Here is a 21,673-nt window from a genome sequence, read left to right on the forward strand (position 1 = left end):
ATGCTTCGACCGAGGTGGGCCTCGATGGCGGCAGGCGCAGCCCTCGCCGCCGTCACCGGCATCGCCTCGACTGAAGCCGCCGAGTGCCCGCGCAAGGACGCGCTCGGCACCTCCCGCATTCTGAGCGTCGACGCCAAGACCACGCCGCGCGTGGGCCTGAAGAGTTTTCCGCAGACGTTGCCACTCGCCGACCACGAGGTCGTGCTGACCTTCGACGACGGACCGCATCCGCCGACGACGTCGAAGGTATTGGCGGCGCTGGCGCAGGAATGCGTGCGCGCGACCTTCTTCCTGATCGGCCTGCACGCCACCGAACACCCCGACATGGTCAAGCGCATCGCCCGCGAGGGCCACAGCATCGGCCACCACACCTTCTCGCATCCGTTCATGGCGCGGATCCCCCTCGACAAGGCGAAGAGCGAGATCGACCGCGGCATCGCCGCCGACGAGATGGCGCTGCACGGCACGCCGACGACGACAGCCTCGACGCCGTTCTTCCGGTTTCCCTATTTCGAAGCCACCCAAGCCCAGCTCGACCTGCTGCAGTCCCGCGGCATCGTCGTGTTCGGGGCTGACCTGTGGGCCAGCGACTGGAACGAGATGACGCCGGAGCAGGAATTGAAGCTCGTCACCGAGCGCCTCGCCGCCGCCGGCAAGGGTATCATCCTCTTCCACGATCCCAAGGCGCGCACGGCTGCGATCATGCCGGCCTTCCTGCGGTATCTGAGGGAGAACGGCTATCGGGTGGTTCACGTCGTGCCGGCGGGCACATCACAGAAGAGTGCCGACGCACATTGATGCCGGAATGTCACGCCGGCGCAAAATGGGGTGATTTGGGCCCTATTAACAGTCTGTTCATGCTACGCCATGCAAGTATCAAGGGGACTTGTCGCGGCACGGTTCGGGGTCGGGGTTCTTGCGCCTGAACCGTTTGCCGATGTCTCCGACCTACTATGGCGGCAATCGCGCAAGAGGGCAGACGGGGTTCATGATCGGAAGTAGCGTTGTTGCTCGGACGCGATCGTGGATCGTCCTTTGCTTTGGCGGATTTCTTGGTGTCCTGACCATCGGCTCGCCGGCGGCCATTGCGGCCGACTGCCCCGGCCATCCGGACGCGCTCGGGACCTCCCGCACGCTCGTGGTCGATCCGCACGCGCATCCCCTCATCGGCACCATGCAATACCGCGAGACGCTGCCGCTGAAGGACCATGAAGTCGTCCTGACCTTCGACGACGGCCCGTTGCCGAAATATTCCAACCAGGTGCTGCAGATCCTCGCCGACGAGTGCATCAAGGCGACCTTCTTCATCATCGGCGAGCAGGCCAAGGCGAATCCGGAAGGCGTGCGCAAGCTGGTCGCGGCGGGCCACACCGTCGGCACGCACAGCATGAACCATCCGCTCACAATGGACCGGATGCCGCTCGACAAGGCCGAGGCGCAAATCAATGGCGGCATCGAGTGGACATCGGCCGCGATGACCGATCCGTCCAAGCTGGCGCCGTTCTTCCGCATTCCCGGCCTGATGCGCGCCGAAGGTGTCGAGAACCTTCTGATCTCGCGCGGCATCCAGGTCTGGAGCGCCGATTTCCCGGCCGACGACTGGCGCCATGTGTCGTCCGATCGCGTCTATCAGCTCGCGATCCAGCGGCTCGAGGCCAAGGGCAAAGGCATCCTGCTGCTGCACGATATCCAGGCCCGCACGGTGGCGGCGCTGCCGAAGATCATCCGTGACCTCAAGGCGCGCGGCTATCGCATCGTGCACGTGGTGCCCGCGACCGCCGAGCAGCCGGCGACGCCGACAACGCCGGTGGAATGGCTGCTGCATCCGCCGACCGAGACCACACCGATCGCGCGCTGGCCGGCCGTGCCGAACTTCGTGTTCGCGCAGACCAAGACCCTTCCGGTGCCCTCGCTGGCCGACCTCAACGCGCAGACCGCGCATCAGCCGCTGCTGCCGCGCAAGACCATGGCGCTCGCCAACGTCGCGGCCACCCTGCCCGTGCCCGGCCGCGATCTCTTTGCGATCCCCGAGGGCTCGGTCGAGGTGCTGCTGTCGACGACCTTGTTGCGGCGCGCCGCGACGCGCCTGGCCATGGCGGCCGAGACGCCCCGTGCGGCCAAGGGCAAAGCCGGCAAGCCGCGCGCTGCCCGCACCGCACATGCTGTTCATGGCACACCGAAGCATGCCGCAGAGGCCGAGGGCACTGCCCCCAAGAGCACTGGCCCCAAGAGCACTGCCCCTAAGAGCGCCGCGCCCAAGAGCACCGCGCCGCGCCCGACCCGTGTGGCGAGCCTGAAGAAGCGCGCGCAGTAGAGCCTACTGTCGCATGATGTTGGCGACGCAGAGCAACACGATCAACGCCAGGAAGAACAGGTCCATATAGGACTTGACCTCGCCGTCGCGCCGCAGCCGCGCGACGTCGACCACGACCTGCCTGCGCGTGTTCGTTCCGCCCGCGCCGTCATTGATCGGGCCTTGTAGCCGCTTCGTCTCGGCCTCCAGCCGCTCGATCTTCTGGTAGAAGTAAAACGCCCGCAGCGTCGAGGCTGCGCGCATGCCGCTATAGATCAGCACGAGGATCGCGATGATCGCCCGGTTCTGGTACTTCTCCATGAAATTCAGGCTGAAATAGACCATCGCCATGAATGCGAAATTGGTCACGAAGCGATAGACGAAGCTTAGAAAGACCATGCGGGCTCAAGCCTTAAAGGGTGGTGCAACCGGACCGTGTTGCGAATGCGGGGATCAGGGGCCAGACCGGAACAGCCGGCCTGAATGCACTGCAGGCCGGTCTACGCCAATTTTGTTTCGACAAAGATACTATTGCCCCGGCAATGCCGCCTTTTAGCCACGCCCGGCCATAATGCAAGCCGGAGCAGGGCCGCCGGTCCCTTCCGCGCCTGCTGAGTGCAACGGCTCCTTGGAGATTTGGCGGAAGTCCCGATAGACTGGGTTACCACTGTGGGGTCTGCCGATGCCGAAGAAGGGAATTACCGGCCACGACGACTGGGTTCTGACCGAGGCGCTGGCGACTGCGCTGGTCGCGCTGGAGCAGCTCGACACCAAGCACCAGCCGAACGCGCATATGGACGACATCCGCAAGATGCTCTCGAACGGCAAGGAGCCGGCGGCGGTGAGCCTGCACCTCGCCCAGGCCAAATGCCGGCTGTTTCCCGACCTCGATCCACTGGAGATCTACCGGGAATACGGCATTGGCGAGGAATATGGCTGAGGGCGCCGGTGACCGGCCGGACTCAAGGTCCGCCGGCGACCGATCCGGCGATCACCATGACCAGCGCGGCCAAGTCGATCTTGCCGTTGACGATCAGCTCCTGCGAGGCTTTCGCATCGTCCGCGCGTTCGACCTTCAGCAATTGCGGCCGGTTGGCCGCCTGCCGCTTCAGCTCCTCGACGATGGCGTCCGTGAGTTTCTCTTCCAGCATGGGCTTGTCCTCAGGCCGCCATCGCACGGCAGGATTGTGCGCAGGAGCGGCACATGGCGACGCACTCGTCCATGCCGCCGATCCGCTCGCAATCCTCGGCGCATTCGCTGCAGATTTCGGCGCATTCGCCGCAGGTATGCCGGTGATGCGGCGTGTTGATCAGCATGAAATGCGCCGCCGTCCGGCACATTTCGGCGCACGCCATCATCAAGCGGAAATGCTTGGGCTCGACGTGCTTGCCGCCCGTCTCGAGGCAATGGTTCATCGCCGTGCCGAGGCAGGTCTGGTAGCAGCTCATGCAGAGCGCGATGCAGCGCGTCATGTCTTCGGATTGAGCCATCCGTTTTCTCCAATGCTCGCCCCCTGCACGGGTCAACCAAGGGGATGTTGTGATCGTTCCTGCCGTCGTGCCGATTGTGACGTCCAGGGAACCTCGCAAAGCTAGCCGTAACGCCTCGCGCGCACCGCGCGGTAGCGGGCATCGGTCTGCGGCTTGATGAATAGCGCCGCCACGCTTGGATGGCGTTTGCGTATCTCCGTCTCGATCGAAATGACACATCGCTCGATGTCGTCGGCGCGCTTGTCATCCGCAAATTCGATGCTGAGGGCCGCAACGACCTCGACCGGCGACAGCTGCACCGTCAGAAGGCCGTTGGCCCTGAGCACGCCGGGCGAGCGCCTTGCGATGTCGAGGATCGATCGCGCAAGCTCCGGATCGGCGGGCTCGCCGATCAGCAGGCTCTTGCTCTCGCGCGCGAGACCGATCGACACGATCGCCAGCAATATCCCGATCAGGATCGAACCGATCCCATCCCAGACCGGCTGGCTCAGCCATACGGCGGCCGCAGTGGCCGCCGCGGCAATGGCGATGCCGACCAGCGCCGCGCTGTCCTCGAGCAGCACCATGAATGCCGGAGGATCCTTGCTGCGAACGAAAGCCTGATAATATCCGAACCGCTGGCCGTCGGAGCTGAAGCGCCGCAGGGCAACCAGCCAGGAGCCGCCTTCAAACAGGAATGACAGCCCGAGCACCACGAAGCTGACGATCGGACTTTCGATCGGCTCGGGTGCGGCGACATGCAGAATGCCCTGATACAGCGAGACACCGGCGCCCAGCGCGAAGATCAGCAGCGCAACGATGAAGCTCCAGAAATACAGCTCGCGCCCGTAGCCGAGCGGATGGGATTCGTCGGGCGAACGGCTCGCGCGCCGGTAGCCGTAGAGCAGCAGGATCTCGTCGGTCGTGTCGACGAGCGAATGCACCGCTTCGCTCGTCATGGCCGAACTTCCCGTCCACGCAGCGGCGCCGATCTTCGTGACCGCGACCAGGACATTGCCGAAGAGCGCCGCATAGACCGCGGTCTTCGAGGATGATTCTGTTACCAATGTCCGATACCCCGTTCCTCATGCCAGCCGCCGCGGCAGGCTGTTGTGGATCGTGCAGGCGGCGAGCGCGGCGTGGCCGAACGCGACCGAGATCTGGTGCAGGTCGGTGACGATGTCGCCGATGCCGTAGAGCCCGTCGACCGAGCTGCGCTGATGGTCGTCGACTTTCAGATGGCCGTCTGCGGTGTGTTCGGCCCCAAGCGTCATCGCGAGATGCGAGCGCACTTCCGCACCCATCACCGGGTAGACCATCTCGAATTGCGCCGTCCGGCCATCGGCGAAAACGGCTTCAACGCCGTCGTCTCCCCGCCTCAGGCGCAGCCCGGGCGCGACGACGATCTCGACACCCGCTTCAATCAGCTCCGGTGCCGCGGCCTTCCGGTCCTCCTCGCCTGTTGCGAGCAGCGTCACGTCGCGCGAGTAGCCGCGCATGAACAGCGCCTTGCCGGCGGCACGGTGAAGCGGACCGACGATGCCGATGCGACGGCCGATCGCCTCGAAGGCGTCGCAGATGGGACAGTAGCGCAACAGCCCGTCCGCGACTGCCTCGCGCCATTCGTCGAATGGCGGATGGGTATCGACGATGCCGCAGGCAAGGATGACGGTGGCGGCGGTATGCGCGCCGCCGTTCCAGATTGCCAGAAACCCTCGCTCGTGTCGCCGCAAGGCGGTGACTTCGGCGGCCACCCGCGTGACCGCGAGTTCGCCGAGTTGCGCGGACATGCGCGCAAGCAGGTCGGTACCGGACAGGCCGTGGACGAAGCCCGGCACATTGTGACTGCGCGGGATCAGCGCCGCCCGGCTCGCGCCTGCGTCCACGACACAGACGCGGCGCCGAAACCGCGCGAGGTAGATCGCAGCCATCAGCCCGGCGGGGCCGCCGCCGACGATCAGGCAATCATGGGGTTCATCATCCGCCGTCATTTGGGATTTGGATCGGACAGGCCCGCACCGGGCTCGCGAAGCTTTCCGCTCCGGGCCAGCCTGACTGCATTGCCCAGCGCGCGCGCGGCGTTCTGCACCTCTGTCTGGAATACCCTGTCGTCATCGAGGTCGCGGTGCGAGGTGGCGTAGGGCTCCATGTAGCCGACATAGCCATCGAGTTCGGCGAAGCGGCCCGCCGAGATCAGCTGCATGTCGGTCAACCAATCCGACAGGGCCCGGCGCACGCCCTCGGCACCGACCGCATCGCCGTGAACGACAAGGCCGAAATGACGGCCGGCGAGATGGCGCGGATAAGACCAGCCCTTCAGCTCCAGCGCCTTCGCCTCGGCAGCCTTCTTGCCATGGGTCGAGGTCGGATCGGGATTGCCGCCGTCGGCGCAGACCATGCGATCCATCATCGACTTGAGTCCGGCGGGCACGTGATACCAATTCACCGGCGTCACGATCAGGATGCCGTGGGCCGCGACCCACAGCGGATAGATATCGTTCATCCAGTCGTCGGTCTGCCCCAGCGAATAGTTCGGATAACAGCTGCACGGCCAGTGGCAGAGCGGCATCGCGGTTCCGACGCAGGATTTGCAGGGATGGATCGTCTTGCCGAACTCCGAAGCCAGGCGCGAGAGATCGAGGATGTCAACGGCAAACCCAAGCTCGGCAAAGACCGGCTCGGCGAGCTCGACCAGACGCCAGGTCTTGGACATCTCGCCGGGACAGGTGTGCTCGCTGCGCGCCGAGCCGTTGATGATGAGGATGCGCGGCGTCTCGTCCGCATCGTCATGGCGCCGCTGCGCCGCCAGGATCTTTGCACGCGCATCGAGCCAGTCGATGGCGATGCCGTAATCGGGATCGGCGAATCCGGCGCCCGCCTTTCGCGTCAGCGGGGCCTTGCGTGAATTGCTGTAGGCATCCCAGGCAGCACCAACGATGGCATCGAGCTCGCGCTGGAGCGGTGCAAAGGCGGAATCGACGAACCGGCTCCTGTAGCGGTGCTCGAAGGCCTCGCGCGAGAGCTTGACGGGCGGCATCCCCTTGCGAACGTCGGCTTCCGTCATGCTGGCTCCTCGCAAGGTCGGTACAGTCCGACCAACCCGGGGCGCAGCGCGCGGTTCCTCCTCGCTCTCCTCTCGTGGCTCTACTGGCGAACAACGTCCGGCGGCACATCGAATTGCGCAATGCGCTGGTCCAGCCGCCACAGTTCGATGCGGTGCACCAGCACGAGCGAGGCGGCCTCGCGCTTGGCCTGCTCATCATTGTCGCAGACCAGGTTGATGCATCCAAACACATGCCCGTCCGGATCGATCTGGAACGCGCGGTAGTGCTTGATGCTCCGCATCGTCATCCTCCCCGTCTCGGGTACACGGGTTCGCTCAGCCAGTCCGTCAGGTTCGAGGTCACCTCGTTCTGCTTGGCGCGCTGAAGCAGCATGTCGCGCTCCTTGCCGGGCGGCAGGCTGCGCGCGCGCTCGCGAGCGGTTTGGGCAAATGCTGCCAACCGCTCCTGGAGCGATTGGGTCTGTTTCCTGCGGTTGCGTTTCGCGGTCATTGTACCTTCACAAAGCCCTTCAGATGGAAGGAATTGGGATGGGAGGAATTGGCCCCGGCGGGAGGTCGGCGCCGGGGCCAGAGTTTCGTGCCGGTTGGGGCGGCCCAGCCCGGCAGTGTTGGCAGCTTCGGCCGCAACCGCAGGTTCCGGCATTTCAATAAGTTAACGGTGCGTGATTTTGCCGGTGCGAAACAAAACGGCCGAGCAGCGACGGATGCGCGCATTCCCTTCGCGCGCCCACGCCGCTTCGACTGCGCCGGAACCGAAATGCTGCAGCGCCCGGTCGCGGCCATTCGCAGCAAGGCGCAGCGCGAAGGCATTTCGCTGAAGCCCGCCAACCGCTCGCCTTACAACAGGCGATCCAAAGCAGCGAAGCGGCGTTGAGTGGGGCGCCCATCCCGGCGCATGCTGCGCGTTTGGTGTCGTCGGCTCCTATTCCGGCGGCACGCGGTGTCGGAGATCCTGCTCTTCCCGGTTGTCGCGGAGGGCCTTGAGCTCCGAGCGCAGCATCGCGCTTTCCATCACCACACGGCGCACCTCGCGCGTGGCGTCATCAAGCTGATCCGCGACCGCTCTGCGCTGCGCCCGGAGGGCGCGGCTTGCTTCGATCGCGCGCTCAGCGCGGGCAAGCAGGACGTCGTTCATGGAACGACGATAGGACATTCGGGACGAAACCGCCTTTACGTAAGTTACGTCAATTACTCAAAACCAGCCATCGGCTCAAAAAACATTCGCGAACGCTAACCTGGATCAAGTCTCCCGGAACACCAGAGAAACGCTTAGCCGCGTCGATAGAGTTGCAAATAGCTTGGCGAGAACAGCGCCGCGTCCTTGAGCGCATCGAGATCGGTGATGGTCAGCGTGCGATCGCGCAGCACGATCAGGCCGGAGGCACGCAACTCCTGAACCGTGCGGTTGAGATGGACCACCGACAGGCCGGTGGCGTCCGCAAGATCCATTTGCGTCACCGGCATCACGCAAGAATTGCCTTCGACCATGCCGACGGGACGTAGCCGCTCGATGATTTCGCAAAACAAATGGGCCACGCGCTCGAAGGCCACCCGGCGGCCGAGATTGATAGCCCATTCGCGCTGGATGGCACTGTTGACGAGAGTCTCGCACAAGAACGCTTCCGCCAGCGAGCGATCGGCAGCCACCAGACTCTCGAACCGCGCGCGCTTGATTTCGGTGTAGGCGACCGGCGTCATCGCCGCGATGGAATGATCCATCACGGGCAGCAGGAAGGCGTGCGCATCGCAACTCTCGCCAGGAAAAAGAAAATTGACGATCTGCCGCCGGCCGTCCTCCAGCGTCTTGTAGCGGCAGAGCCAGCCCGACAGCACGAGGCGGATGCTGTCGACCGGATCGCCCTCCGAGATCAGATCCTCGCCCGCCCCTGCGCGCTGGATTCCCTCGAGCATTGCGTATTCGAGCGAGGTGCGGGCCTCCGTCGACAAGGTTCTCAGCGCGTTCAGCCGGCGAATGACCGGGTCCACCTGGCTGCGATCTATCGTCGACAAGGGCATCAGTTGGCCACCGCCGGTGTATGGAACGCCCGCTTGCTGAGAGGAATGGCGATCGTGCATTCCAATCCCTTGGGATTGAACGCCATCGTGGTCTGCCCCTTGAACTCGAACGCGAGTGTGCGCTCAAGAAGCTCGGTCCCAAATCCTTTATGCGGCGGCGGCGCAACCGGCGGCCCACCGCGCTCCCGCCACTCGAACACCAGCTCCGCCGGGTTGGTGCCCTGCTCGAGGCGCCAGGAAATCTCGATGCGACCTGTCGGCCGGCTCAAGGCGCCGTATTTCAGCGCGTTGGTTGCGAGTTCGTGAATGGCAAGGGCAAAGGTTTCCGCGGCCTTCGACTGAAAACGCACGGTGGGGCCGCTGACACGTACCTGCTCTCCTTCCCTGGCATTATAGGCCAGCAGCTCCTCGACGGCGAGGTATTCGAGGTCTACGCCGCCCTCGGGATCGCGGGTCACCAGCGCCTGGGTTCGGGCGAATGCGTTGAGCCGGCCATCGAGATGGGAAGCAAACTCCTCGACCGTCGAACTGCTATCGGCCGTGCGACGGGCGATCGAGCGCACCACGCCCAGCGTGTTGCGGACCCGATGCTGGAGCTCGGCCAGCAGCAGGCGCTGCCGCTCCTCGGCGCGGGTAATCGCGGTGACGTCAACGAACGTGATCACAACCCCGGCGATGAAATTGTCGATGCTGCGATAAGGCAGGATGCGGACGATGTAGCGCGTGCCGCTGTCTGGATCCCTGAGCTCGCGCTCGGCGATGGCAAGCGTCCGCAGCACGCCGCGAATGTCGTCATAGAGCTCCTCGATCGGGATGCGCGCCTTGATGTGCGCGATGGGACGCCCCGTGTCGGTCTCGACGAGATGCAGAACCTGCGTGATCGCCGGCGTGAAGTTCATCACGCGCAAATCGTTATCGAGGAACACGGTCGCGATTTGGGTGCTCTCCAGGAAATTCTCGAGGTCGCTGGTGGCGCGCGTCAATTCCTGGACGCGGTGGGCCAGCTCGCCGTTCACGGTGGTCAGTTCCTCATTGACTGACTGCAATTCCTCGCGTGAAGTTTCGAGCTCCTCGTTTGCCGACTGAAGCTCTTCATTGAGCGACTGGTATTCCTCGTTGGAGGACTTCAGCTCCTCGTTGGTGCTTTCGAGCTCTTCGATGGTTGCCTGAAGGCGCTCCCGCGTCGCCCGCAGCTCGCCTTCGATACGTTCGACATGCTCGGTCTGCACCAGCGCGCTGGGCCTGCTCTCGCCGGCATCGGTGTTGCGCACCGGCCCATCCTTGAACAGAACGACGAAATTGCGGTGGTCGCTGCCGCCATCCTGGATCGGCTCAACCATGATGTCGACGAGAACACGATGGCCGTTGGCGCCGAGCTGCACCTGCTCGGTATGGGCGGGCTCGTTGGTCTCCGCTGCGCGGCTGAGCACCGTACGCAGGTCCAGGCGGAGATCGCGGTGGACGAGTTGAAGCAGATCGAGCGTGGCGGCGCCTGCCGTCGGCTCGATGTAGCGGCCGGTGCGCCCGGAGAAGTGCAGGACCTGAAAGTTGCCGTCAGTGATGACATAAGCGGGCGCGTAGCGCTCCGCGACCCGTTGCGCGCGGCGCTCCAGCCCGACGTCGGGGCGGAACGAGCGCAACGGCGGCACCTCGGCGGGCGCCCTGCCCGCGACGGTCGTGATCGGAAATTCCGGCGGCAGCCGCGTTCCGGTCTCGAGCTTCTTGAAGATGCGGGCGCGGCGATCGATCGGCGCAAACAGTTTTGGATGCCGCGTCACGTTCTCGGAATTGCCGAGGAACAGGTAACGATCCGGCAGAAGCGCGAAGTGGAAGAGCGGGATCACCCGGTTCTGCAATTCGGCATTGAGGTAGATCAGCAGATTGCGGCAGGAGACGAGATCGAGCTTCGAGAACGGTGCGTCCTTGGTCACGTTGTGCTGCGAGAAGATGCACATCTCGCGCAGCTCCTTGACCACGCAATAGGTATCGCCCTCGCGCACGAACCAGCGCGCCAGGCGCTCGCTGGTCATGTCCGTCTCGATCTTGGTGCGATAGCGGCCGACGCGCGCGGCCGCCAGCGCCCGTCCGTCGATGTCGGTCGCGAAGATCTGAACCTGCGGCACGGAGTCCATTTTGGCCATGTGCTCGCGCAGGAGGATACCGATCGAATAGGCCTCCTCTCCGGTGGCGCAGCCGAGCACCCAGACGCGAACCTGCTGGCCCGCGCTCTTGCCTTCGAACATCTTCGGGACGATCTGGCTCTCCAGCACCTCGAATTCGCGCTTATCGCGGAAGAATTCGGTGACGCCGATCAAGAGGTCGTTGAAAAGGTGCTGGGCCTCATCGTCGTCGTTGCGTAGGAAATCGACATAGGCGGAAATCTCGGCGATCTGAACCACCTGCATCCGCCGCTGCACGCGACGCAGGAAGGTGTTTTGCTTGTAGCCGTGGAAATCATTGCCGGTCTTGCTGCGCAGGATGTCGGCGATGCGCGACAGCGAGGTCGCGGCAGCGGCCAGCACCTCGTCGAACCCCTGCTTCTCTTCCAGCCGCCGCAGATGACGGGCATAGACCTGGATGTGCTCGGCGATCTCTTCCGGAGAGAGCACATAATCGGCGATCGCCGCCGGCGTGTTGGAGTCCTCGAGATGCTCAGCCTCGTCGCTCGCGCCCTTTTCGGCGATAGCGAGACCACCATGATCCTTCAGCGTCGCGGTGCCCAGCGTGCCGTGGCCACCGATGCCGGACAGGATCACGCCGATCGATTGCTCGGCGCGTTCTTCCGCCAGCGAGACCAGGAAGCTGTCGATTGTTGCCCGCTCGCCGGGCGCCTGCTCGGCCGCGCGGACGGCGAAGCGACCGCCCTGGATCGTCGTGATCTGCGCCGGCGGGCACAGATAGATCGTGCCGCCCTCGATGGTTTGCCCGTCGCTGATGTCGGCGATCTTGCCGCCGTTGGAGTTTTGCACGATCCGGCGCAGCCGCGGCTCGTCGAGCGCCTCGTGATGTTGCAGCGCCAGCACGACGGCCTGATCGGCGCCCACGGTCAGCTTGGAAAAGAACCGCTCGACGCTATCCAGTGCTGTCGGCGCGGCGCCCACCCCGATGACCAGCGGGGACCTGGTCTGGCGCTCTGTTTCGACCGATTGGTCGCCGATTTCATGCATGGTCTCGGTAGCTCTCATTCATTGGCGTGAAGCGGGACGCCCGCTCGCGGCAATATCAGAAATGATGTTATCCCAACAGGTGGAAGGCGGAAACGTCGCGCTGCGTTCCATACGGCGAACATCGGTGTCAATTGCCGACCAGAGATGTACGCGCCCGGCATGGAGCCAGGCGGCCTGCCAACGCCCCCTGGATCACTCCGGACCGACTTGCTGCCGGAGATAGCTAATCCGCTGCTCGATCAGGATGCGGTGGCGGAGCCATTCCGTCAGGGTCTGCTTCAGCACCTCGACCAGCCGCTCCGCCTGGCCTGCGTCGTGGCCACCGGCACTGAGTTCACGGATCCGCTCCTCCTGATCGCGGATGCGCTGGCAACCCTCCTCGATATCCTGATCGGCCTTGATCAGATGGCGGCGCTCGGTATCGAGCTGCTCGGTCCATTCGGCGAGGGAAATGGTCATGGCGACCTCAAGCCTCCCGCTTGCGAACCGGAGGATCGAGCGACTTTAGCACGACGCGTCGGATCATGTCGGCATATTCGCGATATTCGGCAGCCCGCGCCTGGTACATGTCGGCAACCGCAGGCCGGCCGTTGCGCCGGCCGTCGGCGGCCATACGCTGCACCAGCTCAGCCCGCTCCTCGATGATGCGCAGTGCGATCCGCAGGGCTTCATCCACTTGCCCCTCCTGCTCTTTTGCGAGGACGTCGGCGGCAAAGGCGTGGCCCACCTGGCACCGGAAGCGCATCGGGTGCGATTCTTTCACCTCGGACAGCACGCCCCCGCAGGCCGGACAGGTCAGCGCAACCGGATCGGCCATCGAGACGAGACGGTCACTGCCGATCCGTTCGCCGGCCGCGATCTCGACCTCGAGCCGGATCTCCGGCGGGATCGGCAGCGCGGCGCCGGCAGCCTCCCTGGCGAGATCGGACAGGACATCGCCCATTCCGGCGCCGGGGACGCAAAGATCAATGATGGTCGCCTCCAGGGCGCTCCTTGGCATTTCATCGGCGATGGCGTCCGAGGGGTCCTGTACCACCGAAATTCCGCCGCAACGCTTGATGGCGTTGAGACCGGCCGCACCGTCCGACAATAGGCCGCTCAGGAGCACACCGATGACGCGCGGGCCGTAATTGATGGCGGCCGAGCGGAACAAGGCGTCGATGGCCGGCCGGACCATGTTCTCGCGCGGACCGCGCCCGAGGAACACGCGATCTTCGGACAGCAGCAGATGATGGTCAGGTGCGGCCAGATAAACCTGGCCGGGCTCGATCCTCATGCCGTTTTCGGCCTGCCGGACCGGCAGCGGGCCGGCACTGCTGGCAACTGTCGATAGAATGCCGATGCCCTGCGCCGGGATGTGCAGGACGATGAACACCGCCGCGGGCAGATCCGGCGGCAGCCGGCCCAGGATCTGCTTCAGCGGTGCGGTCGCGCCGGCAGAGCCACCTATGACGATGATGTCGCGGTTGCTCATGGAACCCACTTTCGGTTGTAACGTTGTACCAAGGCGGGCCACCGCCCAATGTTCCTACCCGCCGGAAGGAAGCCACGGAAGCGCCATGGCGATTTCGCCTGCACCGTCAGATCCACTCTCGCCGCTCACGGGGCGGCGGATCTTCATTGTCGAGGACGAATATTTTCTCGCCGATGACATTGGCAAGGCATGTCAGGCGCTCGGTGCAGAGGTCGCGGGGCCGGCCGGTGATCTCGACGACGCGCTCAGGATCCTGCGAGATGGCGGCATCCTGGATGCCGCCGTGCTCGACGTGAACATCCGAAGCGAGATGATCTTTCCTGTCGCACGCGAACTTAAGGCACGGAACATACCGTTCCTCTTCACGACCGGCTACGACAAGGTCACGATCAGTCCGGAATTCCACGACGTGCCGATCCTGGAGAAACCGATCGATCTGCCGGCGATGGCTCAGAGGCTGGCCGCGCTAATCGCCGATCCGCACGGTTGAGCCTGATAGCGATCAGAATAGATGCGCGAAAGCGAGCCAGGCGGTCACCGCCAGGCACAGGAGCACCGCAGCATAGGGCAACGCGATCCGCAATCAGCAGCCCTCCCGGCCGTCAGCCCATCATCATCCAGACGATCGCCGCCATCATCACCAGAAAGCCCGTGATCGCCGTTGCGACAAAGGCCTGTTCGACGCGATCCATCGGCATCACAGCCCCCTTTTCCCAGCCGAACCAGTCTGAAGGCTCGGGGAGTTTTACGCATTAGGCTATGTGAATCGGCGTGCTCCTTTGTTGGTCCGCGGGATCTGCCGCACCACCCAGCACAGATTGCGATGGCACTATTCTACGACTTCGCCGTGCCCGGCTCCGCCATCTTGCGATGCTGTTTTGCCAACATCTCGTTCGGCGTGACGTTGGCGATTGTGGTCTGAAGCTTGTTCTTCATGCCGGTTACGATGTCGGACTCGCCCCGCAACATGGCGTCGAAGCCGGCCTTCGCGACGTCGTAGGCACTATCCTTCTGCTCGGTGCCGACCTTGGTGTCCATCATGTCGGCTCGGCGGAAGAACTCGGTTTCCGTGGCGCCCGGCATCAGACAGGTGACGGTGACGCCGCTGTCGCGCAGCTCCTCGCGCAGTGCAAATGAGAATGAATCGAGGAAGGCCTTGCTGGCGTTGTAGACCGCCTGAAAACTGCCCGGCGTGAATCCGGCGATCGAGCCGGTGATCAGGATGCGGCCCGAATTGCGGCGAAGCATCTCGTTGCCGGCGCGATGGATCAGATACAGCGTGCCGGTGATGTTGGTATCGACGAGGTGCTTGATCCTGGCAAAATCCTGATCGAGGAAGGCCTTGCCGAGGCCGACGCCGGCGTTGGCCAGCAGGGCGTCGATCGGCCGGTCGCCGACCGCGGCGCAGAGCTTGTCGACGCCTTCAGTGGTGGCGAGATCGGCCTCGACCGCCTCGACGCTGGCGCCGAGCCTGCGAAGATCGACGGCCACCCTCTCGATCTCGGGCTCGTCCGCCGCGATGACAAGGTTGAAGCCTCCTTTGGCACAACATCTGGCGAGTTCCAGGCCGATGCCGGTGGAGGCGCCGGTGACGACGGCGAGTTGATTGGCGGCCATGAGCGTATCCTTCGCTTGTCCTTGAGTGGGATTGATGACGCTCCAATCACCGCAATGGCCGCTCGTTCCTATCGGGACACAGGCTGGTGCGGCGCGAAGATTTTGCACTGGACGATAGCAACCATCGTTCGTTGTTCGACTTGGATGCCTCGTAGCTCGCGGGAGAACAGAGATGAAGGCGCTGGTTTGGCACGGCAAGGAAGACATTCGGTGCGACACCGTCACCGATCCTGAGATTCAGGATCAACGCGACGCGATCATTAAAGTCACGAGCTGCGCCATCTGCGGCTCGGACCTCCACCTCTTTCACAATTACATTCCGGGCATGCTGCCCGGCGACATCATGGGCCACGAGACCATGGGCGAAGTGGTCGAGGTCGGCTCCGGCGTCGACGGCAAGCTGAAGAAGGGCGACCGCGTCGTCGTGCCCTTCACGATCATTTGCGGCGAATGCGACCAGTGCAAGCGCGGCAATTACTCGGTCTGCGAAACCACCAATCGCAAACGCCATCTGGCAGACAAGGCATTCGGACACACGACGGCCGGCCTGTTCGGCTATACGCATTTGACCGGCGGCTATCCCGGCGGCCAGGCCGAGTATCTGCGCGTGCCGTTCGCCGACGCCACCCACATCAAGGTGCCCGACGGCATTCCCGACGAGAAGCTGCTGTTTCTCAGCGACATCTTCCCGACCGGTTGGCAGGCCGCCGCGCAATGCGACATTGAGCCGACCGATACGGTCGCGATCTGGGGCTGCGGGCCCGTGGGGCAGATGGCGATCCGCAGCGCCATCCTGCTCGGCGCCAACCAGGTGATCGCGATCGACTGCCTTCCCGAACGGCTCAGCATGGCCGAAGCCGGCGGCGCCACCACCATTAATTTCGAAAACGAAAGCGTCCTGGAGCGGCTCGAGGAGCTCACCGACGGCAGAGGCCCCGAGAAATGTATCGATTGCGTCGGGATGGAGTCGCATGTGATGGCCTCCCTGCCCGACACGCTGCTCGATCGCGCCAAGCAGATGGTGATGGTGGAGAGCGACCGGCCGCACGTGCTGCGCGAGATGATCTATGTTTGCCGTCCCGGCGGCATCATCTCGGTGCCCGGCGTGTACAGTGGATTCTCCGACATGCTTCCGATGGGCGCCTTCATGAACAAGGGCCTGCAGATGCGCACCGGCCAGACCCACGTCAACCGCTGGACCGACGACCTGCTCCGCCGCATCGAGGAAGGCGAGATCGATCCGTCCTTCGTCATCACCCACACCGTCCCGCTTAGCCAAGGCCCCGAGATGTATCAGGTGTTTCGCGACAAGCGCGATTCCTGCGTCAAGGTCGTGCTGAAGCCCTGAGGAGTAAGTCCATGTTTCATTTTTCCAACATCGTTCGCACCAAGGGCGACCCGAAAATCGTCGAGGGCGGCCCGAGCCTGAAGCGGCCCGAAGACCAGCTCGCCCGTGCGCTCGGCTGGTTCAGCATCGGTCTCGGCGTCGTGGAATTCTTCGCCCCGCGGCGCGTCACGGAGACGCTGGGCATGGAAGGCCATGAGACGTTGGTTCGCACCTTCGGCGTGCGCGAGATTCTGGCCGGGATCATGACGCTCTCGGTCGAGAAGAACGCCGGCCTGTGGGCCCGCGTCGGCGGCGACGGCCTCGATGCCGCCGCGCTGCTCTCGGGGCTGACCGCGGACAATCCCAAAAAGGGCAATATCGCGCTGGCGCTGCTGATGGTCGGCGGCATCGCGATGCTCGACTACCGCGCCGCGCAGGATACCAAGCCGCAGCGGCCGCCGCGCGACGCACGGCGCAAGCTGTATCCGAACCGTAGCGGCTATCCCAAGGGCATCGAGAGCGCCCGAACCGCGGCCAAGCAGATCGCAGCGAACGCTACGACGGGACGTACCTGAAGGCCACACGACGAGGTGATGCAAGACGAGGTGATGCAAGGCAATGAGCGAGGCGTCCCGTAACGAAGGTGCGTGGTGGAAATCCGCCGTCATCTACGAAATCGCACTGATCTCGTTCCAGGACTCGGACGGCGACGGCAAGGGCGACCTCGCCGGCCTGACCTCGCGGATCGACTATCTGAAATGGCTCGGCGTCGACGCGGTGTGGCTGACGCCGATCCACAAGAGCCCGTTCCGCGACCTCGGCTACGACATCTCCGACTACTGCTCCATTGACCCTGCGTTCGGCAACCTCGACGCGTTCGACCGCCTGCTCAAGGCCCTGCACACGGCGGGGATCCGCCTGATCCTCGATCTCGTGCCCAATCATACTGCGAACGATCACGCCTGGTTCGTCGAGAGCAGCAGCTCACGGAACAGCGCGAAGGCCGATTGGTACATCTGGGCCGACGCGGCCGAGAATGGCGGTCCGCCCAACAACTGGCTGAGCCGCTTTGGCGGCAGCGGCTGGGAGTGGTGCGAGGCGCGCCGGCAATATTACTATCATTCCTTCCTGGTCGAGCAGCCCGATCTGAACTGGAGAAACCCGCAGTTGCGCGCCGCGATTGCCGATGTCATGCGCTTCTGGCTCGATCGCGGCGTCGACGGCTTTCGGGTCGATGCCAGCGCCGTCCTGATCAAGGACGCGCTGCTGCGTGACAATCCGCATAACCCGCAAGCGGGATGCAAGCCGCCGCCGCAGCGCCAGACGCCCGTCTTTACCGACGATCGGCCAGAGACGATGGATTGCATCGAATTCATCCGCGAAGTGATCGACGGTTATCCGGGACGAATGTTATGCGGCGAAGTCCAGGGCAAGACCGACCGCATCGGCCACTTCTACGGCAACGACCGACCGCGCCTGCATCTGCCGCTCAATTTCGCGCTGCTGGACTCGCAATGGGATGCGCTGTCCCTGCAAGCAACGATCGACGCGTATTACAACGCCATCCCGGATCATGCTTGGCCGGTCTGGGTGATCGGTGGCCATGACAAGCAGCGGATCGCGAGCAAGATTGGCGAGCCGCAGATGCGGGTGCTGGCGATGCTGCTGATGACGTTGCGGGGAACGCCGTTCTTCTTCATGGGCGACGAGATCGGCCGCAAGCGCGTTCCCATTCCGCCCGACCGCGTCCACGATCCCTTCGAGAAGCTCGTTCCGGGGTATGGCCTTTGCCGCGATCCTGAACGCGCGCCGATGCGATGGGATGACAGCAGCAACGGCGGCTTTACCACCGGCGATCCATGGCTGCCGCTGGAGCCGCCCGACGGCGCAGCCAACGTGGCCGCGCAGCAGCGCGACGCGCGTTCGATCCTGGCGCTGTTTCGGGCGCTGATGACGCTGCGGCGTGAGCATGCCTGCCTGCGCCGCGGCGGCTACGAGCCGCTACGATCGCAGAACGACGTTCTTGCCTACAGGCGGACGGATGGCGGCAAGGAAATTCTGGTCGTGCTCAACATCGCCGCCGAGCCGCGGAAATGGCATTGGCAAGGTCGCGGCCGCCTGCTGATGTCGACGCATCTCGACCTGCCGTCCGAGCCGTTGCCGGGCGCCTCAATCCTGCTCCGCGGCAATGAAGGCGTGATCATCGAACTCGAGCCAAGATGACGGCCGAGGAACCATCCGCGCGTCAGCGAGTCTCATTCAACGCTTCCGACGTCCCCCCTGCCGGAGGCTGAATAGACGAAACTGCGGCCCCGGCGCTCATCCCCCTTCAAGCGCCGGGGTCACGGCGTGAGCCTAGAGGCAGACCATGAGCAAGACCAAGGGCCTCGGTCAGCGGATCGCTGGCAAGGCGAAACAGGCCGTCGGCGAGATCGTCGGCGATCAGGATCTCCATGAGGAAGGCAAGGAGCAGGCGGAGCGCGGCCGGGACGAACAGAGCAAGCCGAGCGAGCTCAATCCGTTGAAGAAACTCAATCAGCTGACGTGAACGCCGCCGCGCCGTCAGCCATTTCCAGTTCAATTCGCCCCGCTGATGAAGGCGCCTCACGGCGGCGCTCGCGCTGGGTCGCCGCTGCCGAACTCGGCCTGATCAGCAGCACCTTCTCGACCATCGTCAGCCAGCTCTTCGCCGCGCGCCTCGGACGCGATGCCGCCGTCGACTGGATGACGGTCGCCGCCATTCCCGCGCGCGATTGGGCGATCAGCGCAGAGCCGTCGTGGAGCGCGGTGCTTGCCGGGATCGCCTTCCATCAATGGGCGGACTTCTCCTGGGCGGTGGTCTTCTTCGGCGTGCTCGGGCGCTGGACCGCCGAGTTGCGGCCGCTCACGATCCTGCTGCTCGCACTGCCCTGGGCCGTGTTCTCGTCGAGCATGGAATGGTTCGTGCTGGTGCCGCTGTTTCCGTTCTGGCAGCCGCTGTTCACGCTGCAGCAGCCCTACTGGATCGGCCTGCTCGTTCACGCCTCCTCGGCCGTGATGTATCCCCTGTTCGCCCGGTTGCGCTGGAGGCGAGGCGCGGCACCCGCGCGCGATGCTCGCTTCACCAATGCCTGGATCACCGGCGCGCTGGCTCTGATCGCGCTGCTCGGCGCGACCGCGTTGTTCGGCAGCCATGGGTACGAGCCGCCATGGATGGGCCGCGACAGGGACGCGGACCAGAGTTACATCCGTCATATGACCGCGCATCATGCCCAGGGCATCGAGCTGGCCCGGACCGCAACGGAGCGCGCGCAGGACCCGCATCTGCGAAAGCTGGCGATGCTGATGGTCGCGAGCCAGACCGGCGAGAACCGGATTTTTGAGACGTGGTGGTTGAGCTGGTTCGACACCGAGATGCCCGATTGCAGCTCAGACGAACGTGCCGCCATGCCGGGCTTCCTGACACAGGCCGAGATGCGACAGGTCAAGGCCGCGCCGGCGGATCAATTCGACACGCTGTTCGTCGAAACAATGACCAAGCATCACGCCGGCGCCGTCAGGATGGCTGACCAGATGTGGCATAGCGGCGGCGATCTGCGCCTGCGTGTGATGGCCCACGCCATTCGCCACGAGCAGCAGGGCGAGATCGCGCTGATGCACGGCGCCAGCGGCATTGCCGCCGTCGCCACCGCCTTCCACAACATGCTCGGCGACAATTTCAATTGACCGGATCGTCCCCTACTCCCGCCAGAACTCCGCCAATTCCTCGGCGGTCATCAGATCGACCTGACCGTGAAAGCGGGTGCGGTACATCGTCATCAGTGCATCATGTCCGACGTCGGACGAGCTGCACAGCGCATCCTCGACGATGACGACCCTGAAGCCGAGATCGACGGCGCTCAGGACCGTCGAGAGTACGCAGACGTCCGTCTCCGCCCCGGTGATGACGACCGTGCCGACATTCTTCTCGATCAGCAAGCTCGCGAGGCCGGGATTGCTGAACGCCGAATAGGCCGGCTTGTCGACGACGGTAGCCGGCGGAACGAAGCGGCTCAGGGCGGGCACGAGTTCAAGGCCCGACGGCGGAAGATGTTTGCGGGTCGCTTCGCGCCAGCGACGAAAATAGCTCTGCCATTGTCCGGGCCGATCTTCCGGATCTTCCGGCGTGATGAATCGCGTGAAAATCGTTCTGACCTGATGTCGAGAAACGATCGAGGCGATCGTCGGCAAGACCCTCGCCATCCATGGCGTCTCCCAGAGACCGCCAGGAGCGAAGATGTTCTGCATGTCGATGCACAAGTGAACGGCGTCGCTGATGTCGGTCACTTCCGACGCGCTGTCTTTCATCGTTCTCCACCATCAGGAACATGGCCATGCGCCGGAGCCGGCATTTCCGCAGCGACCTCACCGACTGCAATGCGATTCCGACGGCCATCGTTCCACGGTCATCCGCGCCGGAGGAAGTGCTTGCCGACGCAGACCAATCAAGAGAAGCCCGGCATCGGTGGAATCGGCTTGCGCAGCTTCCCAACCAAGCGTAATTTTCAACTCTACGTAGCTCATTCGAAAGCATCTATCGGGTTCGGCCAAGCGGGAGACAGCAATGGCGGATGTCCCATGGCACCTTTCCGGTGACTATTTCGAGAATTGCAGTTGCAGCATCGTGTGTCCCTGCCTGGTGTCGGCGGCGCCCCCGTTGACCGCGCGACCGACCGAGGGCTTCTGCAACGTACCACTGATCTTCCACATCGAGACCGGCCGCTATGGCGATATCGCGCTCGATGAGCTCAATGTGCTCGTCATCCTCCACGCACCTGGGGTCATGGCAGACGGAGACTGGTCGGTGGCCGCCTATATCGATCAGCGCGCCAACGATGACCAGACCGAGGCCCTGGCTGCAATCTTCACCGGCGGTGCCGGCGGTCCCATGGCCGCGTTCGCGCCGCTGATCAGCAAGAACCTTGGGGTGCGCAAGGTCCCGATCACGTTCCGGATCGACGGGAAGACGCGCTCCGCGGAAATACCCGGCATCCTGCACATGTCGGTCGATCCGCTACCGACCATGCATCCGAGCGGCGAGATGTGGACAAACATCGGCCATCCGGTCAGCCCCGACGCCATGGTGATGGCCGTCGGCGCCGCCGGCAATACCTTTAGCGATCATGGCATGCGCTGGGATAATTCCGGCAGGAACGGCCTGTATGCACCGATCCGCTGGTCGAACCAGGCGTGATGGTAAACTCCCGATACCGGCTGTATCGGCGCT

At 64.2% G+C, this 21,673-nt stretch carries 26 protein-coding genes; 11 read left to right on the forward strand and 15 right to left on the reverse strand.

The annotated features are described in order from the left end of the window. Positions 1-24: 24 nt before the first annotated feature. The gene (locus ABIB66_RS15320; protein ID WP_354254985.1) at positions 25-798 is read left to right on the forward strand and encodes a polysaccharide deacetylase family protein; all 774 of its coding nucleotides are present in this window, start codon (positions 25-27) and stop codon (positions 796-798) included. Positions 799-988: 190 nt separating this feature from the next. Beyond that, positions 989-2,314: a polysaccharide deacetylase family protein gene (locus ABIB66_RS15325; RefSeq protein WP_354254986.1), complete on the forward strand. Its 1,326-nt coding sequence runs from the start codon at positions 989-991 to the stop codon at positions 2,312-2,314. 3 nt (positions 2,315-2,317) lie between these two features. Here the strand turns inward: ABIB66_RS15325 and ABIB66_RS15330 are convergent, their stop codons facing one another. Continuing rightward, the gene (locus tag ABIB66_RS15330; protein ID WP_275167978.1) at positions 2,318-2,692 is read right to left on the reverse strand and encodes a hypothetical protein; all 375 of its coding nucleotides are present in this window, start codon (positions 2,690-2,692) and stop codon (positions 2,318-2,320) included. 283 nt (positions 2,693-2,975) lie between these two features. On the opposite strand from ABIB66_RS15330, the gene ABIB66_RS15335 reads away from it, so the two are divergent. Next, positions 2,976-3,233: a hypothetical protein gene (locus tag ABIB66_RS15335; protein ID WP_275167979.1), complete on the forward strand. Its 258-nt coding sequence runs from the start codon at positions 2,976-2,978 to the stop codon at positions 3,231-3,233. A 22-nt stretch (positions 3,234-3,255) separates the two neighbouring features. Here the strand turns inward: ABIB66_RS15335 and ABIB66_RS15340 are convergent, their stop codons facing one another. From ABIB66_RS15340 to ABIB66_RS15370, 7 genes are all read right to left on the reverse strand, one after another. Next, a complete protein-coding gene (locus ABIB66_RS15340) occupies positions 3,256-3,444 on the reverse strand; it encodes a hypothetical protein (protein ID WP_354209371.1) in 189 nt (62 codons plus the stop codon). Between the two features lie 10 nt (positions 3,445-3,454). Continuing rightward, the gene (locus tag ABIB66_RS15345; protein WP_275167981.1) at positions 3,455-3,784 is read right to left on the reverse strand and encodes a four-helix bundle copper-binding protein; all 330 of its coding nucleotides are present in this window, start codon (positions 3,782-3,784) and stop codon (positions 3,455-3,457) included. A 101-nt stretch (positions 3,785-3,885) separates the two neighbouring features. Further along, on the reverse strand, positions 3,886-4,830 hold the full coding sequence (locus tag ABIB66_RS15350) for a cation diffusion facilitator family transporter (RefSeq protein WP_354254987.1): 945 nt from the start codon (positions 4,828-4,830) through the stop codon (positions 3,886-3,888). 18 nt (positions 4,831-4,848) lie between these two features. Continuing rightward, the gene (locus ABIB66_RS15355; RefSeq protein WP_354209369.1) at positions 4,849-5,754 is read right to left on the reverse strand and encodes an NAD(P)/FAD-dependent oxidoreductase; all 906 of its coding nucleotides are present in this window, start codon (positions 5,752-5,754) and stop codon (positions 4,849-4,851) included. Beyond that, complete coding sequence (locus ABIB66_RS15360) at positions 5,751-6,827, reverse strand: flavodoxin family protein (protein ID WP_354254988.1); 1,077 nt, start codon at positions 6,825-6,827, stop codon at positions 5,751-5,753. Before ABIB66_RS15360 ends, ABIB66_RS15355 begins: the two co-directional genes overlap by 4 nt. Positions 6,828-6,907: 80 nt before the next feature. Next, on the reverse strand, positions 6,908-7,108 hold the full coding sequence (locus ABIB66_RS15365; protein ID WP_275167985.1) for a hypothetical protein: 201 nt from the start codon (positions 7,106-7,108) through the stop codon (positions 6,908-6,910). Positions 7,109-7,110: 2 nt separating this feature from the next. Beyond that, positions 7,111-7,317 (reverse strand): hypothetical protein, encoded by a 207-nt coding sequence (locus ABIB66_RS15370; protein ID WP_018455208.1) that lies wholly within the window; start codon positions 7,315-7,317, stop codon positions 7,111-7,113. Positions 7,318-7,485: 168 nt separating this feature from the next. Here ABIB66_RS15370 and ABIB66_RS15375 point away from each other — a divergent pair, with 168 nt between their 5' ends. Continuing rightward, positions 7,486-7,701 (forward strand): hypothetical protein, encoded by a 216-nt coding sequence (locus ABIB66_RS15375; protein WP_354058812.1) that lies wholly within the window; start codon positions 7,486-7,488, stop codon positions 7,699-7,701. A 48-nt stretch (positions 7,702-7,749) separates the two neighbouring features. On the opposite strand, the gene ABIB66_RS15380 is transcribed toward ABIB66_RS15375, so the two are convergent. The 5 genes from ABIB66_RS15380 to ABIB66_RS15400 form a co-directional block, all read right to left on the reverse strand. Beyond that, positions 7,750-7,980 carry a hypothetical protein gene (locus ABIB66_RS15380; protein ID WP_354058811.1) on the reverse strand — a complete coding sequence of 77 codons (231 nt, stop codon included), beginning with the start codon at positions 7,978-7,980 and terminating at the stop codon, positions 7,750-7,752. Between the two features lie 116 nt (positions 7,981-8,096). Further along, positions 8,097-8,843 (reverse strand): Crp/Fnr family transcriptional regulator, encoded by a 747-nt coding sequence (locus ABIB66_RS15385; protein WP_354209367.1) that lies wholly within the window; start codon positions 8,841-8,843, stop codon positions 8,097-8,099. Next, positions 8,843-12,010: a CheR family methyltransferase gene (locus ABIB66_RS15390; protein WP_354209366.1), complete on the reverse strand. Its 3,168-nt coding sequence runs from the start codon at positions 12,008-12,010 to the stop codon at positions 8,843-8,845. Before ABIB66_RS15390 ends, ABIB66_RS15385 begins: the two co-directional genes overlap by 1 nt. A 192-nt stretch (positions 12,011-12,202) precedes the next feature. Beyond that, positions 12,203-12,469: a hypothetical protein gene (locus ABIB66_RS15395; RefSeq protein WP_354209365.1), complete on the reverse strand. Its 267-nt coding sequence runs from the start codon at positions 12,467-12,469 to the stop codon at positions 12,203-12,205. Between the two features lie 7 nt (positions 12,470-12,476). After that, on the reverse strand, positions 12,477-13,484 hold the full coding sequence (locus tag ABIB66_RS15400; RefSeq protein WP_354254989.1) for a chemotaxis protein CheB: 1,008 nt from the start codon (positions 13,482-13,484) through the stop codon (positions 12,477-12,479). An 85-nt stretch (positions 13,485-13,569) separates the two neighbouring features. Here ABIB66_RS15400 and ABIB66_RS15405 point away from each other — a divergent pair, with 85 nt between their 5' ends. Further along, entirely contained in the window at positions 13,570-13,974 is a 405-nt protein-coding gene (locus tag ABIB66_RS15405; protein WP_354209409.1) for a response regulator, read from the forward strand. A gap of 344 nt (positions 13,975-14,318) precedes the next feature. Here the strand turns inward: ABIB66_RS15405 and ABIB66_RS15410 are convergent, their stop codons facing one another. Then, the gene (locus ABIB66_RS15410) at positions 14,319-15,101 is read right to left on the reverse strand and encodes an SDR family NAD(P)-dependent oxidoreductase (protein ID WP_354209363.1); all 783 of its coding nucleotides are present in this window, start codon (positions 15,099-15,101) and stop codon (positions 14,319-14,321) included. 172 nt (positions 15,102-15,273) lie between these two features. Here ABIB66_RS15410 and ABIB66_RS15415 point away from each other — a divergent pair, with 172 nt between their 5' ends. The 5 genes from ABIB66_RS15415 (at position 15,274) to ABIB66_RS15435 (ending at position 20,133) form a co-directional block, all read left to right on the forward strand. Beyond that, on the forward strand, positions 15,274-16,449 hold the full coding sequence (locus tag ABIB66_RS15415; RefSeq protein WP_354209362.1) for a zinc-dependent alcohol dehydrogenase: 1,176 nt from the start codon (positions 15,274-15,276) through the stop codon (positions 16,447-16,449). Positions 16,450-16,460: 11 nt separating this feature from the next. Continuing rightward, positions 16,461-17,003, forward strand: a complete 543-nt coding sequence (locus ABIB66_RS15420; RefSeq protein ID WP_354209361.1) for a hypothetical protein — start codon at positions 16,461-16,463, stop codon at positions 17,001-17,003. A 43-nt stretch (positions 17,004-17,046) separates the two neighbouring features. Beyond that, positions 17,047-18,651 carry an alpha-amylase family glycosyl hydrolase gene (locus tag ABIB66_RS15425; RefSeq protein WP_354209360.1) on the forward strand — a complete coding sequence of 535 codons (1,605 nt, stop codon included), beginning with the start codon at positions 17,047-17,049 and terminating at the stop codon, positions 18,649-18,651. A gap of 145 nt (positions 18,652-18,796) precedes the next feature. Next, positions 18,797-18,976: a CsbD family protein gene (locus tag ABIB66_RS15430; protein ID WP_007603181.1), complete on the forward strand. Its 180-nt coding sequence runs from the start codon at positions 18,797-18,799 to the stop codon at positions 18,974-18,976. After that, complete coding sequence (locus ABIB66_RS15435; RefSeq protein ID WP_354209359.1) at positions 18,973-20,133, forward strand: DUF305 domain-containing protein; 1,161 nt, start codon at positions 18,973-18,975, stop codon at positions 20,131-20,133. Before ABIB66_RS15430 ends, ABIB66_RS15435 begins: the two co-directional genes overlap by 4 nt. Before the next feature lie 12 nt (positions 20,134-20,145). Here the strand turns inward: ABIB66_RS15435 and ABIB66_RS15440 are convergent, their stop codons facing one another. After that, a complete protein-coding gene (locus tag ABIB66_RS15440; protein WP_354209358.1) occupies positions 20,146-20,754 on the reverse strand; it encodes a cysteine hydrolase family protein in 609 nt (202 codons plus the stop codon). A gap of 256 nt (positions 20,755-21,010) precedes the next feature. Between ABIB66_RS15440 and ABIB66_RS15445 the strand changes: the two genes are divergently transcribed. After that, complete coding sequence (locus ABIB66_RS15445) at positions 21,011-21,640, forward strand: DUF1326 domain-containing protein (RefSeq protein WP_354209357.1); 630 nt, start codon at positions 21,011-21,013, stop codon at positions 21,638-21,640. Positions 21,641-21,673 lie beyond the last annotated feature (33 nt).

The organism is Bradyrhizobium sp. F1.13.3 (assembly GCF_040548265.1).
In the GTDB taxonomy this organism is placed as follows: domain Bacteria; phylum Pseudomonadota; class Alphaproteobacteria; order Rhizobiales; family Xanthobacteraceae; genus Bradyrhizobium.